Annotated in this window: 21 protein-coding genes and 2 tRNA genes; 11 read left to right on the top strand and 12 right to left on the bottom strand. The window is 46.2% G+C overall.

The window, feature by feature from the left end:
- Positions 1–2: 2 nt before the first annotated feature.
- The 6 genes from mmsB to LYZ37_RS20225 are packed head-to-tail and all read right to left on the bottom strand — an operon-like array spanning position 3 to position 6,783.
- Positions 3–908 carry a 3-hydroxyisobutyrate dehydrogenase gene (mmsB, locus tag LYZ37_RS20200; RefSeq protein WP_171319689.1) on the bottom strand — a complete coding sequence of 302 codons (906 nt, stop codon included), beginning with the start codon at positions 906–908 and terminating at the stop codon, positions 3–5.
- 29 nt (positions 909–937) lie between these two features.
- The gene (locus LYZ37_RS20205) at positions 938–2,068 is read right to left on the bottom strand and encodes an enoyl-CoA hydratase/isomerase family protein (RefSeq protein ID WP_239824645.1); all 1,131 of its coding nucleotides are present in this window, start codon (positions 2,066–2,068) and stop codon (positions 938–940) included.
- Between the two features lie 17 nt (positions 2,069–2,085).
- Positions 2,086–2,874, bottom strand: a complete 789-nt coding sequence (locus LYZ37_RS20210) for an enoyl-CoA hydratase (RefSeq protein ID WP_272787340.1) — start codon at positions 2,872–2,874, stop codon at positions 2,086–2,088.
- A gap of 11 nt (positions 2,875–2,885) precedes the next feature.
- Entirely contained in the window at positions 2,886–4,040 is a 1,155-nt protein-coding gene (locus LYZ37_RS20215; protein ID WP_272787341.1) for an acyl-CoA dehydrogenase family protein, read from the bottom strand.
- A gap of 10 nt (positions 4,041–4,050) precedes the next feature.
- On the bottom strand, positions 4,051–5,544 hold the full coding sequence (locus LYZ37_RS20220) for a CoA-acylating methylmalonate-semialdehyde dehydrogenase (protein WP_272787342.1): 1,494 nt from the start codon (positions 5,542–5,544) through the stop codon (positions 4,051–4,053).
- A gap of 27 nt (positions 5,545–5,571) precedes the next feature.
- Positions 5,572–6,783 (bottom strand): thiolase family protein, encoded by a 1,212-nt coding sequence (locus LYZ37_RS20225; protein WP_272787343.1) that lies wholly within the window; start codon positions 6,781–6,783, stop codon positions 5,572–5,574.
- A gap of 247 nt (positions 6,784–7,030) precedes the next feature.
- Between LYZ37_RS20225 and LYZ37_RS20230 the strand changes: the two genes are divergently transcribed.
- The 7 genes from LYZ37_RS20230 to LYZ37_RS20260 all read left to right on the top strand — a co-directional run bounded on the left by LYZ37_RS20230 (position 7,031) and on the right by LYZ37_RS20260 (position 14,159).
- Positions 7,031–7,408, top strand: coding sequence for a MerR family transcriptional regulator (locus LYZ37_RS20230; protein WP_171319699.1), 378 nt, complete (start codon positions 7,031–7,033; stop codon positions 7,406–7,408).
- A 109-nt stretch (positions 7,409–7,517) separates the two neighbouring features.
- Complete coding sequence (locus LYZ37_RS20235) at positions 7,518–8,687, top strand: isovaleryl-CoA dehydrogenase (protein WP_272787344.1); 1,170 nt, start codon at positions 7,518–7,520, stop codon at positions 8,685–8,687.
- Positions 8,688–8,697: 10 nt separating this feature from the next.
- Positions 8,698–10,305, top strand: a complete 1,608-nt coding sequence (locus LYZ37_RS20240) for a carboxyl transferase domain-containing protein (RefSeq protein ID WP_272787345.1) — start codon at positions 8,698–8,700, stop codon at positions 10,303–10,305.
- Positions 10,306–10,309: 4 nt separating this feature from the next.
- Positions 10,310–11,122 (top strand): enoyl-CoA hydratase-related protein, encoded by an 813-nt coding sequence (locus tag LYZ37_RS20245; RefSeq protein WP_272787346.1) that lies wholly within the window; start codon positions 10,310–10,312, stop codon positions 11,120–11,122.
- Between the two features lie 4 nt (positions 11,123–11,126).
- Positions 11,127–12,044, top strand: coding sequence for a hydroxymethylglutaryl-CoA lyase (locus LYZ37_RS20250; RefSeq protein WP_272787347.1), 918 nt, complete (start codon positions 11,127–11,129; stop codon positions 12,042–12,044).
- 169 nt (positions 12,045–12,213) lie between these two features.
- Positions 12,214–13,197, top strand: coding sequence for a response regulator (locus tag LYZ37_RS20255; RefSeq protein WP_272787348.1), 984 nt, complete (start codon positions 12,214–12,216; stop codon positions 13,195–13,197).
- Between the two features lie 32 nt (positions 13,198–13,229).
- Positions 13,230–14,159: a sensor domain-containing diguanylate cyclase gene (locus LYZ37_RS20260; RefSeq protein WP_420794642.1), complete on the top strand. Its 930-nt coding sequence runs from the start codon at positions 13,230–13,232 to the stop codon at positions 14,157–14,159.
- A gap of 13 nt (positions 14,160–14,172) precedes the next feature.
- Here the strand turns inward: LYZ37_RS20260 and LYZ37_RS20265 are convergent.
- The 6 genes from LYZ37_RS20265 to LYZ37_RS20290 form a co-directional block, all read right to left on the bottom strand.
- Positions 14,173–14,247: transfer RNA gene (locus LYZ37_RS20265), tRNA-Gly, on the bottom strand.
- Positions 14,248–14,274: 27 nt separating this feature from the next.
- Positions 14,275–14,349, bottom strand: a tRNA-Gly gene (locus LYZ37_RS20270).
- A 130-nt stretch (positions 14,350–14,479) separates the two neighbouring features.
- Positions 14,480–15,835, bottom strand: a complete 1,356-nt coding sequence (locus LYZ37_RS20275; RefSeq protein WP_272787350.1) for a transporter substrate-binding domain-containing diguanylate cyclase — start codon at positions 15,833–15,835, stop codon at positions 14,480–14,482.
- Positions 15,836–15,976: 141 nt separating this feature from the next.
- Complete coding sequence (locus LYZ37_RS20280) at positions 15,977–17,977, bottom strand: HAMP domain-containing methyl-accepting chemotaxis protein (RefSeq protein WP_272787351.1); 2,001 nt, start codon at positions 17,975–17,977, stop codon at positions 15,977–15,979.
- 172 nt (positions 17,978–18,149) lie between these two features.
- Complete coding sequence (locus tag LYZ37_RS20285; protein WP_272787352.1) at positions 18,150–18,689, bottom strand: DUF3332 domain-containing protein; 540 nt, start codon at positions 18,687–18,689, stop codon at positions 18,150–18,152.
- 284 nt (positions 18,690–18,973) lie between these two features.
- On the bottom strand, positions 18,974–19,225 hold the full coding sequence (locus LYZ37_RS20290; RefSeq protein ID WP_272787353.1) for a hypothetical protein: 252 nt from the start codon (positions 19,223–19,225) through the stop codon (positions 18,974–18,976).
- 557 nt (positions 19,226–19,782) lie between these two features.
- Here LYZ37_RS20290 and LYZ37_RS20295 point away from each other — a divergent pair.
- The 4 genes from LYZ37_RS20295 to LYZ37_RS20310 all read left to right on the top strand — a co-directional run bounded on the left by LYZ37_RS20295 (position 19,783) and on the right by LYZ37_RS20310 (position 25,043).
- A complete protein-coding gene (locus LYZ37_RS20295; protein ID WP_171319717.1) occupies positions 19,783–21,330 on the top strand; it encodes an alanine/glycine:cation symporter family protein in 1,548 nt (515 codons plus the stop codon).
- A 488-nt stretch (positions 21,331–21,818) separates the two neighbouring features.
- A complete protein-coding gene (pdhA, locus tag LYZ37_RS20300; protein WP_272787354.1) occupies positions 21,819–22,925 on the top strand; it encodes a pyruvate dehydrogenase (acetyl-transferring) E1 component subunit alpha in 1,107 nt (368 codons plus the stop codon).
- Positions 22,918–23,901 (top strand): alpha-ketoacid dehydrogenase subunit beta, encoded by a 984-nt coding sequence (locus LYZ37_RS20305; protein ID WP_004743087.1) that lies wholly within the window; start codon positions 22,918–22,920, stop codon positions 23,899–23,901. Before pdhA ends, LYZ37_RS20305 begins: the two co-directional genes overlap by 8 nt.
- Positions 23,898–25,043, top strand: a complete 1,146-nt coding sequence (locus tag LYZ37_RS20310; RefSeq protein ID WP_272787355.1) for a dihydrolipoamide acetyltransferase family protein — start codon at positions 23,898–23,900, stop codon at positions 25,041–25,043. Before LYZ37_RS20305 ends, LYZ37_RS20310 begins: the two co-directional genes overlap by 4 nt.
- The last annotated feature ends 12 nt before the right edge of the window (positions 25,044–25,055 follow it).

Consider the following 25,055-nt stretch of genomic DNA (forward strand, 5'->3'; position numbering starts at 1 on the left):
TTTTACTTATCGTTGTTCGATTGATAGAACTCAAACAAGCTAGAGAAATCGAGCTCAGCATTACCATTCATGTTATGAAATGCATACAAGTTTCGCGCTAATGAGCCCATAGGAACGGAGGATTGACTCTTAGAGGCGGCTTCTAATCCTAGGCCAAGATCTTTTAGCATCAGCTTGCTCATAAAACCCGGTTGGTACTGATTTGATGCCGGTGCATTTTCCATTACTCCTGGGCACGGATTGTAAAGTTCCAATGCCCAGTTTCGACCAGAGCTCTGTAGCATGATGTTTGATAGCACTTTAGGGTCTAGCCCATTATCAATACCTAAGTTGAGCGCTTCACAAGTCCCTGACATTAAAATACCGAGCATCAAGTTATTGCATATTTTGCCCATTTGACCGCTACCAGTTTGACCGGCATGGAAGGTATTTTTTCCCATATGTTGCAGCACTTTCTCTGCTTTGTGGAACGCCTCATCACTTCCGCCAACAATAAAGGTCAGCGTACCTGCTTTTGCTCCCGCAACCCCACCGGATACCGGCGCATCAGTAAAAAACACACCCTTTTCATCCGCCGCTTGCCCGACTAAACGCGCCGACTCTGGGTCAATGGTTGATGAGTCAATGATTAACGTTCCTGGCTTTATATGACTGAGTAGACCTTCTTTACCCTGACCATCCAAGTACACAGATTTAACGTGCTCTCCTGCTGGCAGCATGCTGATGACCACATCAGCTTGATCAACCGCACTCTCAAGTGAACCACATACTTTCGCGCCAACCTCTGCAAGCGGCCTCGTTAGACTGTCGACTAAGTCATACACCTGAACATTAAAACCTGCGTTGACTAGATTGGTTGCCATAGGTGCACCCATGTTGCCTAGCCCAATAAATGCGATAGTTTCCATGACGTTTCTCCGATTTTTCTTTTATCAACCTAGTAATGCCCTAACTGCGACAGTGGGTGTTTTTCCTCTGACCAAAGAGAAGTAAACAAACTGTCGATCACCTTGTCTTCAACTTCAGCCACATTTTTATAGCGCCATTTAGGATTACCATCTTTATCGATTAATCGCGCACGAACGCCTTCTCTAAACTCTCCGAGTAGAGCACTGCGAACAGACAGGTTAAGTTCAAGACGGAAACAGTCGGCAAGTGATAACTGGCTGTACTGGGTCATTTGGCGATAGCAAATATGCGCAGTGACCGAACTACCATTTGCTAGATTCGCCTTAGCGGTCTCTAACCACTTTTCGCCAATCGACAATGCTTGAATGTTGTCGACCACCTGCAAAGCACTATCTGCATGGCAAGCGGATTGAATATGATTGAGATAAGGCAAGATCTGCGCTTCAGGTTTATGCTCATTGACCTCAGCTTCGAACGATTCGAGCATTTCAGTCACCACCTCATAGGCATCATCGACGCAATCCCAATCGGCGATTTGTAGCTGCTGAAGAAGTACAGACTTGTGGTCAGGTAACGCCATATGGTCAGCTAAGTGAAGCGAGACTGCATCCGTAGCGGTCACCATCATTCCGGTCAGTCCGAGAAACAAGCCAACACCGCTATCGAGGCGATTTAAAAACCAGGTTGCGCCCACATCAGGATATAGGCCAATACTAATTTCGGGCATGGCAAGGCGAGAATCTGGAGTCACTACCTTATGGCTAGAACCCATGTAAAGCCCCATACCACCGCCCATTACGATTCCCTGCCCCCATGCAATAATAGGTTTACAGTAAGTATGAATAAGATAATCGCACTGATACTCGACAGTAAAAAAGTGCGAACAAAAGTCTTGAATCTGCTCTTCGGTCGAGCCGCTCATCACATTGTACATGGTGCGAACATCACCACCTGCACAAAACGCTTTCTCTCCAGCGCCTTCAAGCAACACACATACAATGGCATCATCCTCGTGCCAAATGTCCAATTGGTGCTTTAAGCTTGCCAACATATCGATTGATAGCGCATTTAAAGAGGGGGCGTTGTCTAAGGTGGCAACGGCGATTTTATGCTCACTGTCACTACAGGGCAGCTCCGCAAAATGGACTAAATCACTCATATAGCTTCCTCCTGAACCTATTTGTTTTTCCATTCTGGGCGACGTTTTTCTAGGAAGGCATTTACGCCCTCAGTCTGATCTTCGGTATCAAATAGGTGAATAAATAGCTCTCGCTCTTTGACTAATCCGTAAGAAATAGGATTCGAGCGCGTAGTCTGAATCAGTGTCTTGCAAGCAGAGACGGCAGGTGGAGATTGGTTGGCCACCATTTCTGCTAGTTGAATTGCAGCTTCAAGTGCTTGCCCCTGCTCCACGACCTCTTCAACCAAACGGATATCAAACGCTTTATCGGCACTCACTTGTTCACCGCACAAAATGATTCGCTTCGCCCAGCCTTCTCCAACCAATCCAGTTAAGTTTTGTGTTCCGCCAGCACAAGGCAACAAGCCCACTTTCGCTTCAGGCAAAGCTAACTTAGCTTGTTTCTCTGCGATGCGAATATCGCAGGCGAGCGCAACTTCTAGCCCACCTCCCATCGCATAACCATTTATGGCGGCAATGGAAACGCCACGAAAAGCACTCAAGGTCTCAAAGGCTTCCCCAAAGGCGCGCGCCATATCCGCGGCTACACTTGTGTCTCCGGAGGCAAAAAGATTCAGATCAGCTCCCGCAGAGAAAAACTTCTCTCCTTGGCCGGTAATAACCAGAGCATAGACATCCATATTGTTGTTAAGCTCAATCACCAAGTGTTTAAGCTGATTCAAGCTCTGTTTTGTCCAAGTGTTGGCAGGCGGGTTATTCATCGTCAATACAACGACATGGTTATGTATCTTGTGTTCGATAGGATTAACTGATTGCTGTGACATAATCTCTTTCCTTAGAGTATTTCTGAGCCTTCGCTAAGAAGACGTCTTGCAACAATAACGCGCATGATCTCGTTAGTGCCTTCCAAAATCTGATGAACTCTTACATCCCTGAAATGGCGCTCTAATGGGTACTCTTTGATATAACCATAGCCTCCATAGAGCTGAAGTGCCTGATCACAAACCTTAAAGCCCACATCAGTGGCAAAACGTTTCGCCATGGCGCAGTATGTCGTTGCTTCGGGATCACCACTATCGAGTTTGCTTGCCGCTAATCGCACCAATTGACGAGCAGCGACTAACTCAGTCGCCATGTCCGCGAGCTTAAATTGCAGTGCCTGAAAACTGCCGATCGTTTTGCCGAACTGCTTACGCTCATTGACATATTGGATTGCCTGATTGAGCGCTTGTTGGGCAGTGCCAACAGAACAAGTTGCGATGTTTATTCGCCCGCCATCAAGCCCTTTCATAGCAAAGACAAAGCCTTGTCCTTCCTCACCCAGTAAGTAGTCCCTCGGAATAACAACGTTCTCAAACGTAATGCTACGCGTTGGTTGAGAGTTCCAGCCCATTTTGGGTTCTTTTCGCCCATAGCCAATACCTTCGATATTGGCAGGCACCACAAAGGCAGATACACCTTTTGCGCCTTCACTCCCTGTTCTCGCCATCACCACCAACACGTCGGTTTCACCCGCGCCAGATATGAATACTTTGGCTCCGTTGATGACATAGCCATCTTCAGTGAGTTTGGCGGTTGTGGTCAGAGAGGCGGCATCTGATCCAGCGTTTGGCTCCGTTAAGCAGTAGGAGCCTAGCCATTCACCTGTTATTAGCTTGGGACATATATCTTGTTTTACTTTGTCGCTGGCAAAGCTTCCCACCATCCAAGTCACCATGTTATGGATAGTCATAAACGCCGTGGTCGATGTACAGCCCATAGCAAGCTGCTCAAAAATGATCGAAGCATCTAATCGGCTCAGACCTAAGCCGCCTTGCTCTTCAGGGGTGTAAAGACTAAGAAAACCAAGCTCCCCGGCTTCTCTCAGCACCTCTTTAGGGAAGATTTGCTGCTCGTCCCACTCTGCTGCATTGGGCGCTAACTTTTCTCTTGCAAACTGCATTGCGGTGTCGGTAAACGCTCTTTGATCTTCATTGAGTTCGAAGTCCATACCTCCCCCTTTATCGAAGCTGAATCGTCATATTCGGCCCAGATGGAATATCATCATCAAACCAACGCGCTGTAACTGTTTTGGTTTCCGTGTAGAAGCGCACTGCTTGCTTACCATAGGCGTGAAGATCGCCATAGAAGCTGCCTCGCCAGCCGGTAAATGAGAAAAAAGGCAACGGCACTGGAATCGGCACGTTGATCCCGACTTGGCCCACCAGAATCTCATGTTGGTATTTTCTCGCAGCGGCGCCGTTGGCAGTAAATATTGATGTGCCATTACCATATGGGTTGTTGTTTATCAGCTCGATTGCCTCTTCCAACGTCTCAACTTCTAAACACACCAACACAGGGCCGAATATCTCTTGTTGATAGATGGACATATCAGTCGTCACGCCGCTAAACAGCGTTGGAGCGAGCCAGTTTCCATCAGGTAAACCTTCAACCGTACAATTCGTCCCATCCAGTTCGCATTTAGCACCTTGTGCCTTACCTTCCTCAATGAGGCTCATAACACGTTGCTTCGCTTGCTGACTAATAAGGGGGCCATATCCTGCTTGTTCGTCATTCCAAGCGCCAGGTTTAACCTTCGCCATTTCAGAGGCAAGGTCACCGATCCACTCTTTAGAACTGCCCACGAAAACCGCGACAGAAATCGCCATACAGCGCTGCCCTGCCGCCCCCACCGAGGAGCCGACTAAGTTGTTGATGACTTGAGCTTTGTTTGCATCTGGCATCACAACCATATGATTTTTAGCCCCCGCAAACGCTTGAACACGTTTATTGTTAGCCGTGCCCGTATGATAAATGTACTGAGCGACGTTTACCGAGCCAACAAACGAGACGGCCTTGATGACTGGGTGTTCAAGCAGATAGTCCACCTGCTCTTTACCACCATGAATAATCTGTAGAACGCCTTTTGGTGCGCCCGCTTGTTCAAATAATTGAGCCAAACGCATCGCCGTCAAAGGAACTTGTTCGGATGGCTTAAGAACAAAGGTGTTTCCCGCTGCAATGGCGAGCGGAAACATCCACAATGGAATCATTGCAGGAAAGTTAAAAGGCGTGATACCACAACACACACCTAGAGGCTGAATCAGTGAATAGGAGTCAATGTCAGTCGCGACGTTCTCAACCGTTTCTCCCATCATATTGCTGGCGATATTTCCGGCCTGTTCAACAACCTCAATCCCTCGCCAGACATCCCCTTTGGCATCAACCGTGGTTTTACCTGTCTCTTTCGATAAAATTTCAGCAATTTCATCATGGTGCTCTTTCAACAAATGCTGATATCTCAGCATGACCCTAGCACGCTCCGACACCGCCACATTCTTCCATTGATGAAAGACGGTTTCAGCGTTAACAATCGCGCGCTCCATTTCATCTTCGGTAGCGCATGGAAGCTTTGCAATTACTTCGTTGGTTGCTGGGTTAGTCACGTCGATCCACCGACTAGATTGAGATTGGCAAAACTCACCCCCGACGAACAAAGAGACTGTCTGTGTCATTGTGTTTTCCTTTCCGTATTTTTGCTCTTAAACTGGAATCTCGATGGCAATTGCTGTTGCTTCACCACCACCAATACAAATTGCCGCGACCCCTTTCATAGGCTTACGCCTAGTAGCATCCCCATCAATGCCATACGCCTGAAGCTGTCTGAGGCTATAAATCAGAGTCGTCAAAATTCTCGCCCCGCTCGCCCCAATCGGATGCCCCAATGCACACGCTCCGCCTTTAATGTTGACTTTGCTACTATCAAGTTGAAGCTCCTTAACCGCGATCTGAGTAACGACAGCAAAGGCTTCATTGATTTCCCACAAATCGACGTCTTCAGTCTCCCAATCTAAGGCCGAGAGTAATTGTTCGATCGCGTAGACAGGCGCAACCGTAAACTCCGAAGGTTTACGTGCGTGTGTGGAATGCGCTTTGATGATCGCGAGAGGTTTCATTTCAAGACGACTTGCCTTTTCAGACTCCATCAAGATCAAAGCAGCAGCGCCGTCAGATATCGCACTAGAGTTGGCTGCGGTGATTGAACCCTCTTTAGCAAAGACGGGCTTCAGCTTGGGAATTTTATTAGAGTCGATAGAACGTGGCTGCTCGTCATAGCTTAGTGTCTCACCGCTTTTGAGCGTAAGCGGAACTAGCTCATCACCAAACATGTTCTGTTTATCCGCTGCAAGAGCTCGATGAACAGATTGCGTTGCCCATTCATCCATTTGCTCACGTGTGAACGCCAGTTGATCGGCAATTTGTTGGCCGTAAACACCCATAAGTTCGCCCTCATAGGCATCTTGCAGTCCATCTAAGAACATGTGGTCATAAGTGGTTTTATGCCCCATTCGCATGCCGCTACGAGATTCTTTCATTAGGTAAGGGGCGTTTGTCATGCTCTCCATACCACCAGCAACCGCGCATTGAATCGAGCCCAATTTGATTAGATCATGTGCCAGCATCACCGACTTCATTCCAGAGCCACATACTTTGTTTACTGTGGTACAGGGGGTACTTTGCTCAAGACCACCGCCCAAAGCCGCTTGTCTGGTAGGCGCTTGACCACACCCGGCAGGCAGCACGCAACCCATATAGACTTCATCCACTTCGTAAGGTGATAATTCAACCTGTTCAAGCGCACCTTTTATCGCCAGTGCGCCTAGCTGTGGCGAAGAGTAATCAGCCAATAAACCTTGAAACTTTCCCATGGGAGTCCGTTTCGCTGACACTATCCAAATTTCTTTTTGCTCCATTGCGCCGCCCTCTCTGACGTAGCTCTGTTACTCATTGGTGAGTGTTTGTCTTGATGACCAATCTAATTACCGCTCTATCTCTCTATTAAATCGGCCTAACTTAATTTCTTGACGTTTACGTAAGCATAGCACTAACATTTACGTAAACGTAAAGAAACAAAACAAACTAATTTGCAAACTATTTGATTCAACCTTTTTAGAATCAGCCATCAAGCCAAGAATTTAGATAACTAGGAATAGAGTCTCAGTGGAAAAATATAAGATTAGCGATCTCGCCAAAGAATTCGACATCACGACACGTAGCATCCGTTTTTACGAAGATGAGGGACTCATCCAGCCCGAGCGTAAAGGCAGTATGCGCATCTACAACAGGCGAGATAGAACCCGACTGAAGTTAATTCTGCGCGGTAAGCGGCTAGGGTTTTCTCTGGCAGAAATACGTGAACTATTTGAACTTTACGATACTCATCAAGGTGATACTCAGTTAACTGAAATGCTGAAAATCATTGATGAAAAAGAAGCGGTGCTGATGCGCCAACTCGATGACATTAACAATATGCTGAGTGATCTCAACCTTGCTCGCGAACGATGTGAACAGGCATTAGAGGCGAGTCAAACCAGCTAGATAAGCACAAACGTCTTCGAGCTTTTTGAAACAGTAGTTTTGGAAATGATAATTATGGAAACGGTGATTTTGGAATCGATAAGCTAAAAACCGTTCGCTTGGAGGCGTTATGCTATCACAATACATCCCTCTTAATTTTGGGTTAGATGAATCCATCAATCTTCTACGTGAACATGTGTGTGGATTCGCCCAACAACACATAGCGCCTCTCGCAGCAGAGATAGATCGCTCCAATAGTTTCCCTAATCAGCTGTGGCCCGAGCTAGGTAGTATGGGTTTACTGGGTGTGACCGTCAGCGAACAGTACGGTGGCGCAGAAATGGGCTACCTTGCTCATGTCATTGCGATGGAAGAGATCAGTCGCGCCTCTGCTTCTGTCGCTCTGAGTTATGGGGCTCACTCAAACTTATGCGTTAACCAGATATTTCGTAATGGCAACGAGGCTCAACGTACTCAATACCTGCCTAAGCTTATCGAAGGGACTCATATCGGTGCTCTGGCAATGAGTGAACCCAATGCTGGCTCAGACGTGGTGAGCATGCAGCTTAAAGCCGAGTTAAAAGGCGACCACTATCTACTTAATGGCTCAAAAATGTGGATTACAAACGGCCCTGATGCAGATGTTTTGGTGGTTTACGCTAAGACCGAACCTAACAAAGGCTCACATGGCATCACAGCGTTCATTGTCGAGAAAACCTTTCACGGATTCAGCCACGCACAAAAGCTCGATAAGCTAGGCATGCGTGGCTCAAATACCTGCGAGCTAGTATTTGAAAACTGCCAAGTGCCCTTAGAAAACGTTTTGGGCGAAGTTAATCATGGCGTGAAAGTGTTAATGAGCGGGCTTGACTACGAAAGGGTTGTGCTTGCCGCAGGACCCCTTGGGATCATGCAAGCCTGTTTAGATCTTGTCATACCTTATATCCACGACCGTAAACAGTTCGGTCAATCGATCGGTGAGTTCCAACTGGTTCAAGCTAAAGTCGCAGACATGTACACGCGAACCAATGCAGCGCGCGCCTACTTATATGCCGTCGCTGGAGCCTGCGATAGAGGCCATGCAAGCCGAAAAGATGCCGCCGGTGTAATCCTCTATTGTGCTGAACTCGCTACCCAAATCGCCCTCGATGCCATTCAACTTCTAGGCGGAAATGGCTATATCAATGAGTTCCCAGCAGGGCGCCTACTGAGAGACGCAAAACTGTATGAGATTGGAGCTGGCACGTCTGAGATCCGCCGTATGCTCATTGGTCGCGAACTATTCGAAGAAACTCGTTAATGAGGTCACCATGCCAGCGATAAAAACCAAAATTAAAAAAGATGCCCAGCTCTATGCGGACAACTTCGCCGCAATGGAATCGCTTGTAACAAAGCTGCAAACTGATATCGACACAATCAAGCTTGGCGGCGGGGAAAAAGCGCTCGAACATCAACGCCGAAAAGGTAAACTTCCCGTTCGTGAACGTATCACAATGTTACTTGATGAAAACAGTCAGTTTCTGGAAGTTGGTCAGTTCGCTGCCTGGCAAGTCTATGACGACAACGTACCATGCGCCGGGGTTGTGGCGGGTGTAGGACAAATCAATGGTCACCAATGCATGGTGATCGCCAACGATCCTTCGGTAAAAGGAGGAACCTACTACCCCCTAACGGTTAAAAAGCACCTCAGAGCACAAGAAATTGCCAAGCGCTGCAAACTGCCTTGTGTCTATCTCGTCGACTCTGGAGGAGCCAACTTACCTCATCAGGCAGAAGTCTTCGCCGATAAAGAACATTTTGGACGAATTTTCTTTAATCAAGCGCGCATGTCAGCACAAGGTATCCCGCAGATTGCTGTGGTACTAGGTCTTTGTACCGCTGGCGGCGCTTATATTCCCGCGATGTCCGATGTTGCAATCATGGTGAAACAACAAGGCACTATCTTTTTAGCAGGCCCACCACTTGTCAAAGCCGCCACAGGTGAAGTGGTCACCGAAGAAGAGTTAGGGGGAGCAGATGTACACTGCCGGAAATCTGGGGTTGCCGACTACTATGCCGAAAATGAGCATCACGCAATGCTGCTAGCGCGAGAGGCTGTTTCAAACGCCAACCTACCCTGTGAATTGAGCCAATCGCTTAATGATTTTGCTCCGCCTCGTTATGCTGCAGAAGAGATTTACGGTGTAGTTAACGACAATTTGCGATTGTCTTTTGATGTCAGAGAGATCATCGCCCGAGTCGTTGATGGCTCTGAGTTTGACGAGTTTAAAGCGCTATTTGGCACCACTTTGGTATGTGGCTTCGCCAAGATAGAAGGTCAGTTAATCGGCATTGTGGCTAACAATGGCATCCTGTTTTCTGAGTCAGCGCAAAAAGGGGCGCACTTTATCGAGCTGTGCGCCAAACGAAAGATACCGCTACTATTTTTACAAAACATCACTGGTTTTATGGTCGGTAAAAGAGTGGAAGAAGGGGGCATCGCCAAAAATGGTGCCAAACTCGTTATGGCAGTCGCATGTGCGGATGTTCCAAAGTTCACCATCATAATTGGCGGTTCCTATGGTGCAGGTAACTACGGAATGTGTGGCCGAGCTTATGAACCCACAATGATGTGGATGTGGCCTAATGCTCGTATCTCTGTCATGGGAGGCGAGCAAGCCGCTGGGGTACTCACCCAAGTAAAAGGCCAGGTTATGCAAAGACAAGGGAAAGAGTGGCAAGCGCAAGAAGAACAAGCCTTCCGCGAAGAGATCCTTGATTTGTATGAAACCCAAGGACACCCCTACTACGCCAGCGCTAGGCTGTGGGACGATGGCATTATCGACCCGAAAGAGACCCGCAATGTTTTAGCCCATGCACTGCGTATTGCTCTCAATGCGCCCGTTGAAGATAGCCAATTTGGAATATTTAGGATGTGACGACATGAGCCGCAACAGCCGTATAACCAAAAAAAGTGATGTTCTAGTACATCTAGTGGAAAACGGTATTGCTCACTTGGCACTTAATCGCCCAAGTAGCGCAAATGCCTTCAACGCTGAGCTTATTTCGCAGTTAATCGCTCACTTAGATGCCTTATCGTCAGACACTCGTGTCCGAGCGCTGATCCTTTCAGGCAATGGCAAACATTTCTCTGCAGGTGCTGACATAGAATGGATGCGTTCAATGGCGGCAAAGAGTCAGCAAGAAAATCAACTTGATGCTTTTCAGCTGGCCACTTTGCTCGATAAGTTAGATCGTTTCCCTCACCCAAGTGTGGCAGTGGTTCAGGGGAGCGCATTTGGTGGGGCACTTGGCCTAGTCTGCTGCTGTGACATGGTTATTGCGCATGAGAGCGCACTGTTTTGTTTAAGCGAAGTGAAGTTGGGGCTTGTCCCAGCAACCATAGGCCCCTACGTGATTCGCACCATTGGCGTTAGAAATGCTCGCCGCTATATGCTTTCCGCGGAAAAAATCGATGCTTACACCGCTCAGTCACTCAATATCGTTCATCAGCTATCAAATTCTGACCAACTAAAAGAGCAAGCATGCGAATGGATTGCACCGCTACTAAAACACAGCCCTCAAGCTTTGGTCGAAGCCAAAAAACTCTGCCATCATTGCTATCAGGCGCCAATTGATGAGTCGATGAAAAGCTGCACCAGCGAGCTGATTGCCAATATTCGCGTCTCACCCCAAGGGCAAGAAGGTTTGTCAGCCTTTCTCGAAAAACGCGCTCCTAAATGGAATTCGGAGTAAAGCAATGAGCCAACACATTAAGCTTCCCAAATCCGTGAATATCGTTGAGGTCGGCCCCCGAGACGGATTGCAGAATGAAGCTACACTCCCGCTTAATGTTAAGGTCGCGTTGATTGATCAACTCTCTCAAACTGGCCTTACTCATATTGAATCCGGCGCTTTTGTTTCCGAATCTAAAATACCGCAAATGGCCAACTCCCGTGAGGTGTTCGCGACTATCAATCGCCAACACCCTATTATTTATTCGGCCTTAACGCCCAATGTTCGTGGTTTAGAATCAGCCCTTGAGTGTGGTGTGGATCAGGTTGCGGTATTCACTGCGGCATCAGAAGGTTTTTGCCAACGTAATATTAACTGCTCGATTTCGCAGAGTTTAGAGCGATTTGAAGACGTTATAGAGTTGGCATCAAAGCATAATCTGCCCGTTCGAGGTTACCTATCTTGTATCATTGATTGCCCTTACGACGGGGCAACCGTTCCCAAACAAGTCGCGGATATTGCTCAGGAAATGTTGGATATGGGCTGCTATGAAGTTTCCCTTGGCGATACGGTAGGCACAGGCACTCCTTTAAAAGTCGCCCATGTCCTAGAGGCGGTGTTCTCGACCACCTCTCCTTCGCATGTCGCTGCTCATTTTCATGATACTTATGGACAGGCGCTGGCCAACTTATACCAAGCACTGCTCATGGGCGTATCAACCATTGATTCAAGCGTCGCAGGATTAGGTGGATGTCCCTATGCGAAAGGGGCAGCGGGCAATGTCGCCACAGAAGATGTACTTTATCTTTGCCAAGGGTTAGGTATCTCCACTGGGGTAAATTTAGCTAAAGTGACCCAAACGGCATGGATGATTTGTCAGCAGCTAAATAAACAACCGACATCAAAAGTCTCGCTAGCGGCTCACCCCGTTTCATTTCAATAATTCTGTGCCGAACCTCCAATTTTCCGGTCTGCTTTCTAAAAAGCACGTGAATTCATTGAGATAACTGTGTTAATTATCGTTAAATTACTTGAACCAAAGTCACAGTATTAATTTAGTTTCGCTTTTGCAATCTAAGTGGCGCTTTGTAACAGGCTATCGAATTACAACAATGAACATATTAGTGTGTGACGACTCGGTTATTGCCCGAAAATCAATCATCGGCAGAATTGCTCCCTCAACCAATATCACCATTCATCAGGCTGAGCACGGCAAAGAAGCGCTCGAAGTTATGTTAGCTCACAATATTGATCTGCTTTTCTTAGACCTCACCATGCCCGTGATGGATGGTTTTGAGGTACTAGCTTCAATGCCTGTGAGCCCGTACCCTACTCAAGTGGTAGTGGTTTCAGGTGACATTCAGTCAGAGGCCAAATCTCGATGTATGGATTTAGGTGCCCAGCACTTTATCGAGAAGCCTTTTGTCACCTCCGATTTAATCGCACTATTTGACCACTATCGATTACCTTTAAGAAATACCGACGTCAGACCAAACCAGCAAAGTAGCAAACCCATCGATTTAATGGCGGCGATTCGTGAAATGAGTAACGTTGCGCTAGGGGCGAGTGCTTCATTAATTGCTCAGCAAATGGGTCGTTTTATCGAGATGCCCCTACCTAACGTGGCTTCATTACATCAGTCCGAACTGACTATGACGGTTCAAGATATCGTTAACAATTCTGAATCTCGTGCTGTCTCACAACGATTCGTTGGCAACGGTATTAATGGTGAAGCTTTAGTCTGCCTGCATGGCTCTGGATTTGAGCTGCTCGCTCGCTCAGACGATGACGCCCTTAGCAGCTCAGTCAATGAGGTGATTCTCGATCTATCCAATTTGTTGGTCTCATCATTTCTCAACTCTTTCAGTAAACAACTAGACATTGCAATTTCGCTGCGCCAACCGATCGTTTTAGAAAAAGAGCTGTTGCAAGTTTCACTGGGTTGCGACCAATTTCTGAAAGACTATGAGCAGGATATTTTTACCATAGAGTTCGTTTACAAAGCGGAGAATCTAGATATCGCCTGCGACATCATTTTCTTGATGGATTATGAATCTTTGAATGCAATTGAAGACATTTTGGAGAGTGTATTGTGAACTCCACAGATATCGGCGACTTACATTGGGTAATGCAAATCCTTGGCGATTTAGATGCAGGGCTGATCGTCATTGATCGAGAATACAAGGTCTGTGTCTGGAACACCTTTATGCAATCTTATAGCGGAATCAGTGCCGAAAAGATTCTCGGTAAAACCCTTTTTGACGCGGTCGATGACTTGCCTGAACTCTGGCTTCGCAGCAAAGTCAGTACGGCATTTACGTTGAATAGCCGCGGCTTCTCTTGCTGGGAAGATCGCCCATTTCTGTTCAAATTCAAAAACTTCAGTCCAATATCTAACGGCCTGAAGGAGATGCGCCAGAACATCACCTTCTCTCCTCTCACCTCTGTTAACGGTGAGGTGTCACATGTAAGTATCATCATCAATGATGTCAGTGACATAGCAAAAAACAAAATTCACCTTACTGATTCCAATCAAAAGCTGTCTGACCTGAGCAGAACTGATGGTCTCACTAAGCTATTTAACCGAGCGCATTGGGAAAGTTGCTTACAAAAAGAGTTCGAACATTGCCAAGTGACGGGAGCGAGTTCATCTCTGGTTATATTTGATATCGACCACTTCAAGCGAGTAAATGACACCTACGGGCACACAGTCGGTGATGAAGTCATTCGCCACACTGCGAGTGAACTGAGAAAAGCCTCTCGCGGCTCTGATGTCTGTGGTAGATATGGCGGTGAAGAGTTCACTGTACTGCTACCGGGAACCTGCGCCGCTCAAGCTCTCTATTTTACTGAACGACTACGTAAACGTATTGAGCAAGCGAGCGTTGACTGTGAGCATCATTCAGTGAAATACACCATCAGCCTCGGCATATGCGAATTATCGCCTTACCAAACTAGCCATTTGACTTGGTTAGAGCATGCCGATAAATCACTCTATTTCTCGAAACAATCGGGAAGAAACCGCTCAACCGTGTTTGACCCAGCATTAATAAGGTAAATCGAAGAGATTTTGGAGCGTACTGCGGGAATCGAACCCGCATCATCAGCTTGGAAGGCTGAGGTAATAGCCATTATACGAAGTACGCATCGAGATGAGATAGCCTAAAAAGGCTTGGAGCGTGCAGCGGGAATCGAACCCGCATCATCAGCTTGGAAGGCTGAGGTAATAGCCATTATACGATGCACGCATCATCGTGAAGACAAATTCAATATGCCACAGATAACTGAAAAGAAAAGTGTTTTCTTTCAATATTCAGGTTAAGTGGTGAAGTTAGCATCACTTTAGTGTTTGGTTGATGTTTTTACGCTCACTCAAGCCTAACTGAACACTTTGGCGGTCACGCGATCTTTGCCATTGGTTTTAGATTGGTACATCAGGTGGTCGGCATCAGATAGTGATGGGTTTAAGTCTGTGCTCGGGTAGTAAGCACAGCCTAAGCTGACCGAGACTTTGCGTTCGCTATCTTCCAGCAGTTTAACCTTACGCACAGCGGCACATACTTGCTCAGCAACGACAACTGACGCTTCGTAAGTCTCGCCACAAAGAAAAATAGCAAACTCCTCTCCTCCGATCCGGCCAATCAAATGGTGTTCAGGTAGAATGTTACTCGCCGCATGTGCGACGCTTTTGATAATAATGTCTCCGCTTTGATGACCATAGCTATCGTTAATCTGTTTAAAGTCGTCGATATCAAAAATCATCACGCTCATCGATCCCCCTTCTTTCAGCCTTTGTTGAAACTCATTAACAAAATGACGCCGATTACTGAGCTCTGTGAGTTGGTCCGTTTCTGAGAGCGTTTTAAGCTCTAAGTTGGCCTGCTCTAGGGCATTGGTTCTGACTTTCACCGTAAGTTTGAGAGCGATGATATAGCTCAAGGTAACAATGCCAATAACCAAGGCTGCGACTGGGACAAGATAGTCGGGATAGACGGTACTGACATACATCCAGCGGTTAAAGATCTGCTGCTTCTCATCATTGCCGAATTCATTGATGCCACGTGTTATTTGCTGTTGTAGCGCGGTGTTCCCTTCACTCACCGCTGCGCGTAAGTTCCCGGAATAAAGGTGCCTTACACCAATAAAACGCTGAGGTTCATCACTGCTAAACAGATAAAAATTAGCCACTTGCAAATCGGCAACAAAGGCATCGAGCTCTCCACTAAATGCCGCTTCTATCATCAATTGGTTATTAGAATAGCTAATTAGATTCAAATTGGGGAAATGGCGCCTTGTGAATTCCTCTTCATAACCACCAGCCACAACGCCAACCAAATGTTGATGTTCACCGAGCATAAAAGCATCAAGGTTAGTGCCTATCAACGCCTGACCAATGTACATCTGGGTGTCAATCGAGAGAATTTCGGGGGCATAGTCCAAATAACTGTCACGTTGCTCAGACCATAATAAACCGGCATGAATATCCGCTTGCCCATCTCGAACCGCATCGAGAGATGCTTGCCAATCAAGTAACAGAAATTCTATTTCGACGTTATTCTTGCGTCCATACTCTCGCCAGTAGTCAACGAGAATACCGTCAGGATCGCCCTTATGGTTGATAAATGAGAAAGGTTTCCATGCCTTAGAATTAGCAATAACGAGCTTGTCGAGTGGCTCAGCATTTGCCGAAATACAAGCTAGAACAGCCAATAGGCTAAGTAAGATTCGAAGCACTGTTGTCCCTAAAAAAGTAAGCTCAATAAATCGATTATTGAGCTTTATGTTATTGATATATTAGGTATAGATGATCCTTCGATTTGATGGTCTCTCTCTGGTTGAAGAATGAGAGATCACTCGATAAGTTTTCAACACTGATTAAGAAATCTGAAAACGGCTCATTTCCCCGTTCAATTCATCAACTTGCCCTCGAACTTGATTCGAGATTTCAGAAGAGAATTGCGATATATCAGCGACCCCTTCAACGGATTCAATCACCTTATTCATCAGCAATTGGATTTCATCAGTTGCTTGAGACTGCTGCTGCGCCGAGCTCAATAGATCTTGCATCTGTTGGTTCAGTTCTTCGATCTGTTGTGTCGTCGAGCTTAACGTGCCGTATGCTTGCTCCGTATGGTTAGCCCCCTCTTCTGCGAGAGACTTACTCTTATCAATTTCACCAACAACAGCCGCCGTTGACGATTGGATTGCATTCACTATGTTATTGATTTCAGTTGTGGATTCGGTTGTTCGAGTAGCAAGTAGGCGCACTTCATCTGCCACCACAGCAAAACCTCGTCCATATTCGCCTGCTCGCGCTGCCTCTATCGCGGCATTAAGAGCAAGCAAGTTTGTCTGTTCAGCAAGTCCTTCAATCACTTCGGTCACTCGGCCTATAGCTTCGCTCTCTTTGCTCAACGCGTCGACCTGTTCACTGGCTTTTTCAATCGTGGCATGCAGTAAGCCCACCGTGGTCTTGTTGAGGTCGAGTGCTTGAGAGCCCAGTTCTATCTGTGCCCGAGACTCAGATAGTTTGCTCGCTGATTGCTCGGCCTGTGTGGCAGTATCAGTTGCAGAATGGCTGACATCCGTCACTTGATGCCCTACTAGCTCCATCGTAGATTTCTGGCTTTCGACCTGATGTACCGTTTTCGCGTTAGCATCAAGTAAGGCGTTCATACTGTCGCTTACCGTTGAAGCCTTATTGCTCACACCCTTAACAATGGCGGCCAGTTCATCATTCATCTTGTTAATTGAGCGAGTTAAACTTGCCAACTCATCACTACCTTCAATTGGCAAAGCAGATTGTGAAACGTCACCATTGGCGATCGATTGTGCGCGTTTAGAAATCGTCTTAACTCGGCGACCAATGCTCTTACCCATAAAGTGCGCCGTTGTTGCAGCGACAATCACCACAATAGCAATTGAAGCCACCAATAGTGAGATTACGCTCGTCACTGAATTAAAGATTCCCTGACCGCTTTGATCTGCAACGGACTGCTGCTGATTAATGATTGAGTCAAGATTAGAGTCTAATGCAGTCACCGCTGGCACTAATTCATTGGCCATTTTTTGGTTAGCGATATTCCAATCACTTGAGCGGCGTAATTCAACCACCTGATCAGCTAAAGGGAAATAGAGCTGTTGCATCTCTTTGAACAGATCCCATAACCCTTGGTCACTACTCGATAACAAGGCAACTTTAGAATCAATCTCTTTGACTGACTTAGCATGCGCCTTGAGAAAATCTTGGTATTTATCTAAATGTTCCTGCTTTCCATAAAGGAGAAAGTCACGCATAGAAGATAATGCATTAGCTAAAGAGGTATAACTGTCGGCGTAGAGCCTAAACAATCGCTTACGCTCCCCCCCTTCTTTGTTACCCGCTTCATCATTAATTAGACCCTGAAGCTGATCGAGTGCGACTTCAGCAATCGGTGCGGCTTCGTTAATAAATAGTGAGTGAGCCGGAAGGTTTTCATCGGTATGGCTAAGTTCAGCAATATCATTGAGTGACTGAGCAACCAAGGTCCACTGGGAAAGGATTTGTTGATAATTTTCTTCAGTGAGTAGAGGCTCTAGCTTAGGCAATGATTCATCCACTACCAGAAGCGACTGATCGAGTTTCGCTTTTTCAGCTTCCCCTGTTGCTTCATCACCTCCTAACAACATGTAGGCTCTCAGGGACGAGACGGTAGCGTGGATGGATTGTTGAATAGAACGTCCTGCATCAACAGTTGGCAGATCTCGGTTTAATAGCGATGCGGTATGGGTTTCAACGGTGATTAAGCTGCGATAAATAAAGAACGCGGAAACGATAAAAAGTACTGCAAGCGACAGAAAACTCAGCTGTAACTTCCCTGATATCGTGAGTTTCATCCTTTAACTCCTATAGTTTGTTCAATCCTTACTATAGCGTTTTGGATATTATTGTTAAATATATGTATCAGTAAAATTATAAACTTTCGTATTATTCCCCTGACGAAAAATGTAAAAATCCCCGGCTGGCGGGGATTTAATCTGTTGTAACTACGAAGTTTATAGCGACGTTTTAGATATGCGCAGAAGCAACGTAGTCTGTTAGCTCAATGTTTGAAACCGTTGTGACATACTGATTGTCTAAATAGAACGCGACACCTTTAGCTAATCTTTCACCACGAAGCGTTTGTTTTGAGCCATTAGCGTACGTGACATCCATTTGCAGAGTGTCGGCATCGATCTGGTTCATTGTCGCATGATCAATTTCTGAGTTGCTCGCTAAAGGCACTTCTTTTAGAGAGTTGTCCAACTTGTCGTTTACTTTGATGTAATTCTTGGTTGGAGTGTCAACAACTGCTGGTGATTTACCCGATACTGGATTTTTCCCAGTCCAGAATTCAATTGAGTTGATAACAAATAAGTCAGCCGCACCTGCAATACCATAAACAGGAGAAAGTAGGATGAACATCCCAGCACGACCGTAGCGATTATCTACCACTTCTAAGTTGAATTTTGAAACGATACCAGTTGTCGCCATTTGACCCATACAGCCTGTTAAAGAAGAAAGACCAAGAGCCGTTACGATTGCAATTTTTAATGCGTTAGATTTCATGATTACCACCACTTATATTTGGATGGCGCGCATCGTACTCCTGATTTCATTAAATGCAATCTAGATAGGTGGAGATTTTACACAAAGCTAACCGTGTTAAGTTTCTGTTTTATATAGGGTATCACCTACACCCCTACCATTTGTTGTGGCTTCAATTTATTACAACACTAAGGGTTGTTTGCCTTATAAGATTTGTCCTACTTGCATAACAAGCATCAGTTGCAAGTTTGAGTGAGTTTGCCTTTCACTCACGCGCAAACCAAAAGACAATGTTTCTAAACACATTACACACAAGAGGCCTGTTCCGTAAGTTTTAGCAAGATACTTTCTCGTCGCAGTTCGAGTATGTCTTCAATCAGCTTTTCTTTCGCGCTCAATCCAAAGTGTTCTGCGTAATTTTTGATGGTAGCCACTTCACTTTTATTTAAGTTGTAAACGTGTCGCTTTAAGTAGGCTTCCGCTTCACTTTTTATATAGCCATGACTTTGTAGTTCACTGATGATCACTTCATCTAATTCGTGCGTTCTCTTTGCCATTTTCTTCTGAGTTCTTTTACCTACGTAACCCATCTAATCGTCTGAATAACATCGATTAGAATTTCTGCTGGCGTAAGTTACCTCTCTAATATGACAGCGAAGTGACGGAATACGCGCGACGTCTTTGCCTTTACAAACTGAAATTAACCTTACTTATTTATCAAATAACAACAAACCATTCACCTCATGAATTTTAATGCACAAACCGCGCATATTCACCATTTTCATCTAAAATCACCACATAATCCGTCATGTTTTACTGGTCAATTAGTAATCATACAGTTTTATATATTTATAGATAACGCCAAATATCCGACTAATTCGCTAAGATATTAATTGTCTATTTCACCTATATTTCATCAAAAACCAGTGAATAAGTTCAAAATGGTCGCATAAAGTTAGTAAAAATCAGAATTGTTTGCTGGATCATATTTTCCGCCAAAGATGTTGCTTAGGTATTTATAAAGTGAATAATAGCAAACGTTACATAAATGTAACAAAACACAACATCATATAAATATTATTCATATAAACACCTATTTACAGGCAGGAAAAGCATGACAAAGCGTATTTCGCTAGCCGTATTGGCGAGTCTATTTGCAGGTAGCGCTGCAGCATCCAGTTTGGATGACAAAATCAACGAAGTCGTTGCACCTATCGTTAACCCTTTTGTAGGAATGATCTTTTCGACTATTCCGTTCCCTTTTACTGACGTACAGGTGCCGTGGATTGTTCTTTGGTTAGTTGTTGCAGCTAGCTTTTTTACTTTCTACTTAGGCTTCATTAACGTTCGCGGCTTTAAGCACGCGGTTCAACTTGTATCAGGCAAGTTCTCTGATCCTAAAGCAAAAGAAGAGGGTGAGGTTTCTCACTTCCAAGCTCTAACCACTGCACTTTCAGGTACCGTTGGTTTGGGTAACATCGCTGGTGTGGCCGTTGCGGTTTCAATCGGTGGTGCTGGTGCGACATTCTGGATGATTCTTGCTGGCCTACTCGGTATGTCCAGTAAGTTTGTAGAGTGTGCACTGGGTGTGAAGTATCGTAACACCAACCCAGACGGCTCTGTTTCTGGTGGTCCTATGTACTACCTAAGCAAAGGTCTGGCTAAACGCGGTAACGCAGCATTTGGCCGTACCCTAGCGGTTCTGTTCTCGGTATTTGCAATCGGTGGTTCTCTTGGTGGCGGTAACATGTTCCAAGCTAACCAAGCGTTCAAGCAGGTTGTCGGCGTAACTGGTGGCGATGCGTCATTCTTCGCAGACAAAGGTTGGCTATTCGGTCTAATCCTAGCGGTGATCGTGGGTATCGTTATCATCGGTGGTATTAAATCTATCGCTAAGGTAACGGAGAAAGTGGTTCCGTTCATGGCGACGATTTATGTCGGTGCTGCTCTTATCATTATCCTAATGAACTTCGACCGCATTGATGATGCATTTAGCGCTATCTTTAACGGTGCGTTCACCGGTGAAGGTATTGCGGGTGGTGTGATCGGTGTGCTTATCCAAGGCTTCAAACGTGCAGCGTTCTCGAACGAGGCGGGTGTTGGTTCGGCAGCAATTGCTCACTCAGCAGTAAAAACCAAAGAGCCAATGTCTGAAGGTTTCGTATCTCTACTAGAACCGTTCATTGATACCGTGGTTATCTGTACGATGACTGCCCTAGTTATCATCATTACTGGTTACCTAGACACGGATACCGGCCTTGCTGGTGTAGAGCTAACGTCTGCTGCATTCGGTAGCGCAATTAGCTGGTTCCCATATATCCTTGCAATTGCTGTGGTACTGTTCGCTTTCTCTACCATGATCTCTTGGTCATACTACGGCCTGAAAGCTTGGACTTACCTATTCGGTGAGAGCAAAACAGCCGAGCTTATCTTTAAAGTGAAATTCTGTATCTTTGTTGTCATTGGTGCAGCAATGAACTTAGGCCCAGTTATCGACTTCTCTGACGCGATGATCTTTGCAATGGCTCTTGTGAACATTGTAGGTCTATACATCCTAGTTCCGGAAGTGAAGCGCGACCTAGCAGACTACCTAGAACGCTTTAACGCAGGCAAGGTCTACAAGGTACAGCAAAAACAAAACTTGGCTGAACAACCAGACTAGTTCGAAATGTAAATAACGATGAATAACAGCAGGCTTCGGTCTGCTGTTTTTTCATTTTAGAGACACTCATTTACACATTTTTCTATTTCTGAATTTGCAAACCAATATTCCACCAAGTATTTCAACCTAAGTATAATTGTCTAGTTTTTCACCACGCCGCTGTTTAAAACTGGCATTTTTCTCCACCTAGCTCCCGACTGTAAGCTCAGCTTTACTCTTCAAACAAACACCCAACAAGCAAAATTTAACATTTTGGTTACACTTATCTTTAAGTGCAATTCTCGAAATTGATCTCTGGTTTAACTCAAGTTTGCAGCTTAATAAAGCGCAACGAATCGAAAACTCAGTAGGTTGTTTTAGTTATTGCCAACAAGTTGTATGAAATTTAAGTATCTATCTTGGCTCTTCATGACCGAAACATGGTCGCTGAGTCATACATCGTTTCTCTTTGGTGCGATCCATCTCTGCGAAACAAAAAGGAGATAGTAATGAATGTTCAGACACTACCCATGCTGCGCTTTATTGACCACGAAGGTGTATCAATAAACCAGTTGCCAGCTTGGGCAGACTTAACGACGTTAACCGCCTTTTATAAGGATATGGTTCTCACCCGTACCTATGACAACAAAGCGGTTGCCCTACAACGAACGGGCAAACTCGGTACCTACCCTTCTCACTTAGGTTCGGAAGCTTATGGCGTTGCCATTGGCCATGCCATGCATCCAAGCGATGTGTTTATTCCCTATTACCGTGATATGCCCGCAATGTGGGTCCGTGGTATCCCGATGGAGAAAAACCTCCAATATTGGGGAGGTGATGAGAGAGGAAGCGACTTTCACGTAACGCCAGCCAATGGTGAGGCTCCAGAACATTGTCGAGACTTACCCTTCTGTGTGCCCATTGCTACTCAGTGTACACACGCGGTCGGTGTCGCTGCTGCGCTAAAAATCGAGAACCAACACCACGCTGCTTTAGTCACCTGTGGTGATGGCGCGACATCAAAAGGGGATTTCCTAGAAAGTATCAACTGTGCCGGTACTTGGAATTTACCACTGGTATTTGTGGTGAATAACAACCAGTGGGCAATTTCTGTCCCAAGAACTCTTCAATCCGCTGCTGAGTTTTTATCTGACAAAGCAAAAGGCGCTGGCATTCATGGCGTGACCGTCGATGGCAACGATGTGGTTGCGGTCTATGACACCGTACTTGCCGCATTAGATAGAGCAAGAAAAGGTAAAGGGCCTACCCTAATTGAGGCGGTGAGCTATCGACTCAGTGACCATACAACCGCTGATGACGCAAGCCGCTATCGTAGTGATGATGAGCTTAATCAAGCTTGGCAGTTCGAACCAATTAAACGGTTGAAAGCCTTCTTAATCAATCAAGGTGCTTGGAGTGACGCCCAAGAAGAGACCTGGTTGTTAGCGTGTAAAGAGCAAGTCGAGATTGCCGTCGACCACTACATGAACCTTCCACCACAGGCTCCGGAAAGTGCATTTGATTATCTTTATGAACACGCACCTGCTGAGTTAAACCAGCAGCGAGATTTATTGATCAACAAAGCAATGCGCATGCAAGGAGGCAAACATGGCTGAGTTGACGTTAGTAGAAGCAGTCAACCTTGCACTGCATCATGAGATGAACAAAGACCAAAGCGTGATTGTTCTTGGTGAGGATGTTGGCGATAACGGTGGAGTATTCCGTGCTACCGTTGGGCTAAAAGAGAAGTTTGGCTTAAGACGAGTTATCGACTCCCCGCTCGCAGAAGCGCTCATTGGCGGTGTCGCTGTCGGGATGGCGAGCCAAGGTTTACGGCCCGTCGCTGAGTTTCAGTTTCAAGGATTCGTATTCCCTGCCTTGGAGCACTTGATGTGCCATGCCGCGAGAATGCGCAACCGCACACGCGGACGATTAACTTGCCCTGCAGTTTTCAGAGCTCCTTTCGGTGGGGGCATTCACGCACCAGAGCATCACTCTGAAAGCGTCGAAGCTTTATTTGCCCATACAGCTGGCTTTAAAGTGGTGATCCCATCTTCGCCGCAACGAGCTTATGGATTGCTTCTCGCTTCTATTCGTAGCAACGATCCTGTCATGTTTTTCGAACCCAAACGTATCTACCGCACCGTTAAGTCTGAGGTTGTTGATAGCGGAGAAGCTCTTCCACTCGATACTTGCTTTACCTTACGCAAAGGGCGAGACATTACCTTAGTGACTTGGGGCGCGTGCGTCGTTGAATCATTGCAAGCAGCGCAAACGCTCTCGACTCAAGGAATTGAAGCTGAAGTCATTGATCTAGCGTCAATAAAACCCATCGACATGGACACCATCCTAAGATCATTAGAGAAAACGGGTAGGTTGTTGGTCGTTCACGAAGCAAGTCGCACGTGTGGCGTAGGCGCTGAAATTCTCGCTCGAACTGCCGAACACGCCATGTGTTTACTCAAAGCGCCACCACGGAGAGTCACAGGAATGGATACCATCATGCCTTATTACCGCAATGAAGATTACTTCATGATTCAAGAGCAAGATATCGTGCTAGCTGCGCGAGAATTGGTGGAGGGTTGGAAATGAAAAGCTTCTTATTACCTGACCTAGGCGAAGGATTAGCCGAGTCTGAAATCGTTGAATGGCACATTAAAGTCGGTGACTCTGTCGAGCTCGATCAAGTTGTGTTAACCGTAGAAACCGCCAAAGCTGTGGTCGAAGTCCCTGCTCCCTACTCTGGTGTTGTCGTCAGTCGCCATGGCGAGGCAGGCGATGTGATCAATATTGGCGCTCTACTCCTAGAAATAGAAGAGCAACCTGAATTGGTCGGCTCGACGGTGAGTCAGGCAAAACAACAAGATGCCGCAACTGTGGTTGGTAACGTCTCGCAAGCGGCTCATCATGTCGATGTGGATGATTTTTGGATTGGTAGCACACATAACCCTTCCGCCGATGAACTCATCACAGCACTTCCCTCAGCTCGTCTGCTAGCCAAAAAGCTGGGTGTAGAACTCAAGACAGTCAAAGGGACTGGCCCTAACGGCATGATCAACGATAGCGATATTTATAACGAGGCTCGTAAACAAAGCCCAGGGACTGAAGTGCTCAAAGGTGCGCGCAGAACCATGGTGTCAACTATGTCGGAGTCTCATCATCATGTTGCTGCGGTGACCATATCCGAGGAAGCAAACTTAGGCGACTGGCTAGCAAATGAAGATATCTCTGGCCGACTGATTAAAGCGGTCGTCTATGCCTGCCAAGAAGAACCAGCACTCAATGCATGGTTTGATGCAGAAACCATGACGCGCTGCGTACACAGTAGAGTCAATATTGGTATTGCCGTTGACAGTAGTCATGGGCTTTATGTGCCAGTTCTTAAACACGCAGATGAATTTGAAGGCAATCAAGTTCGTCAGTGGCTCGATGAAACCGTCAAGGGGATCAGAGAGCGTAAGATTGGTCGAGAAAGCCTCCAAAATGCGACGATAACCTTGTCTAACTTTGGCGCAATTGCGGGCATATTTGCCACTCCGGTCGTATCTCCGCCACAAGTAGCCATCGTGGGTGCGGGGCGCATTATCGACCGTGTTGTGATGAAAGATGACAAGCCGGTTTCGGTTAAAGTCATGCCTCTATCGATCACGTTTGACCACCGAGCTTGTACAGGTGGCGAAGCGGCGAGGTTTACTAAGAAGCTGGTCGAACATTTGCAGAAGCCCAAAGGTTAACTTGGGTCTGTT

It is taken from the genome of Vibrio tubiashii, assembly GCF_028551255.1.
GTDB classification, from domain to species: Bacteria; Pseudomonadota; Gammaproteobacteria; order Enterobacterales; family Vibrionaceae; genus Vibrio; species Vibrio tubiashii_B.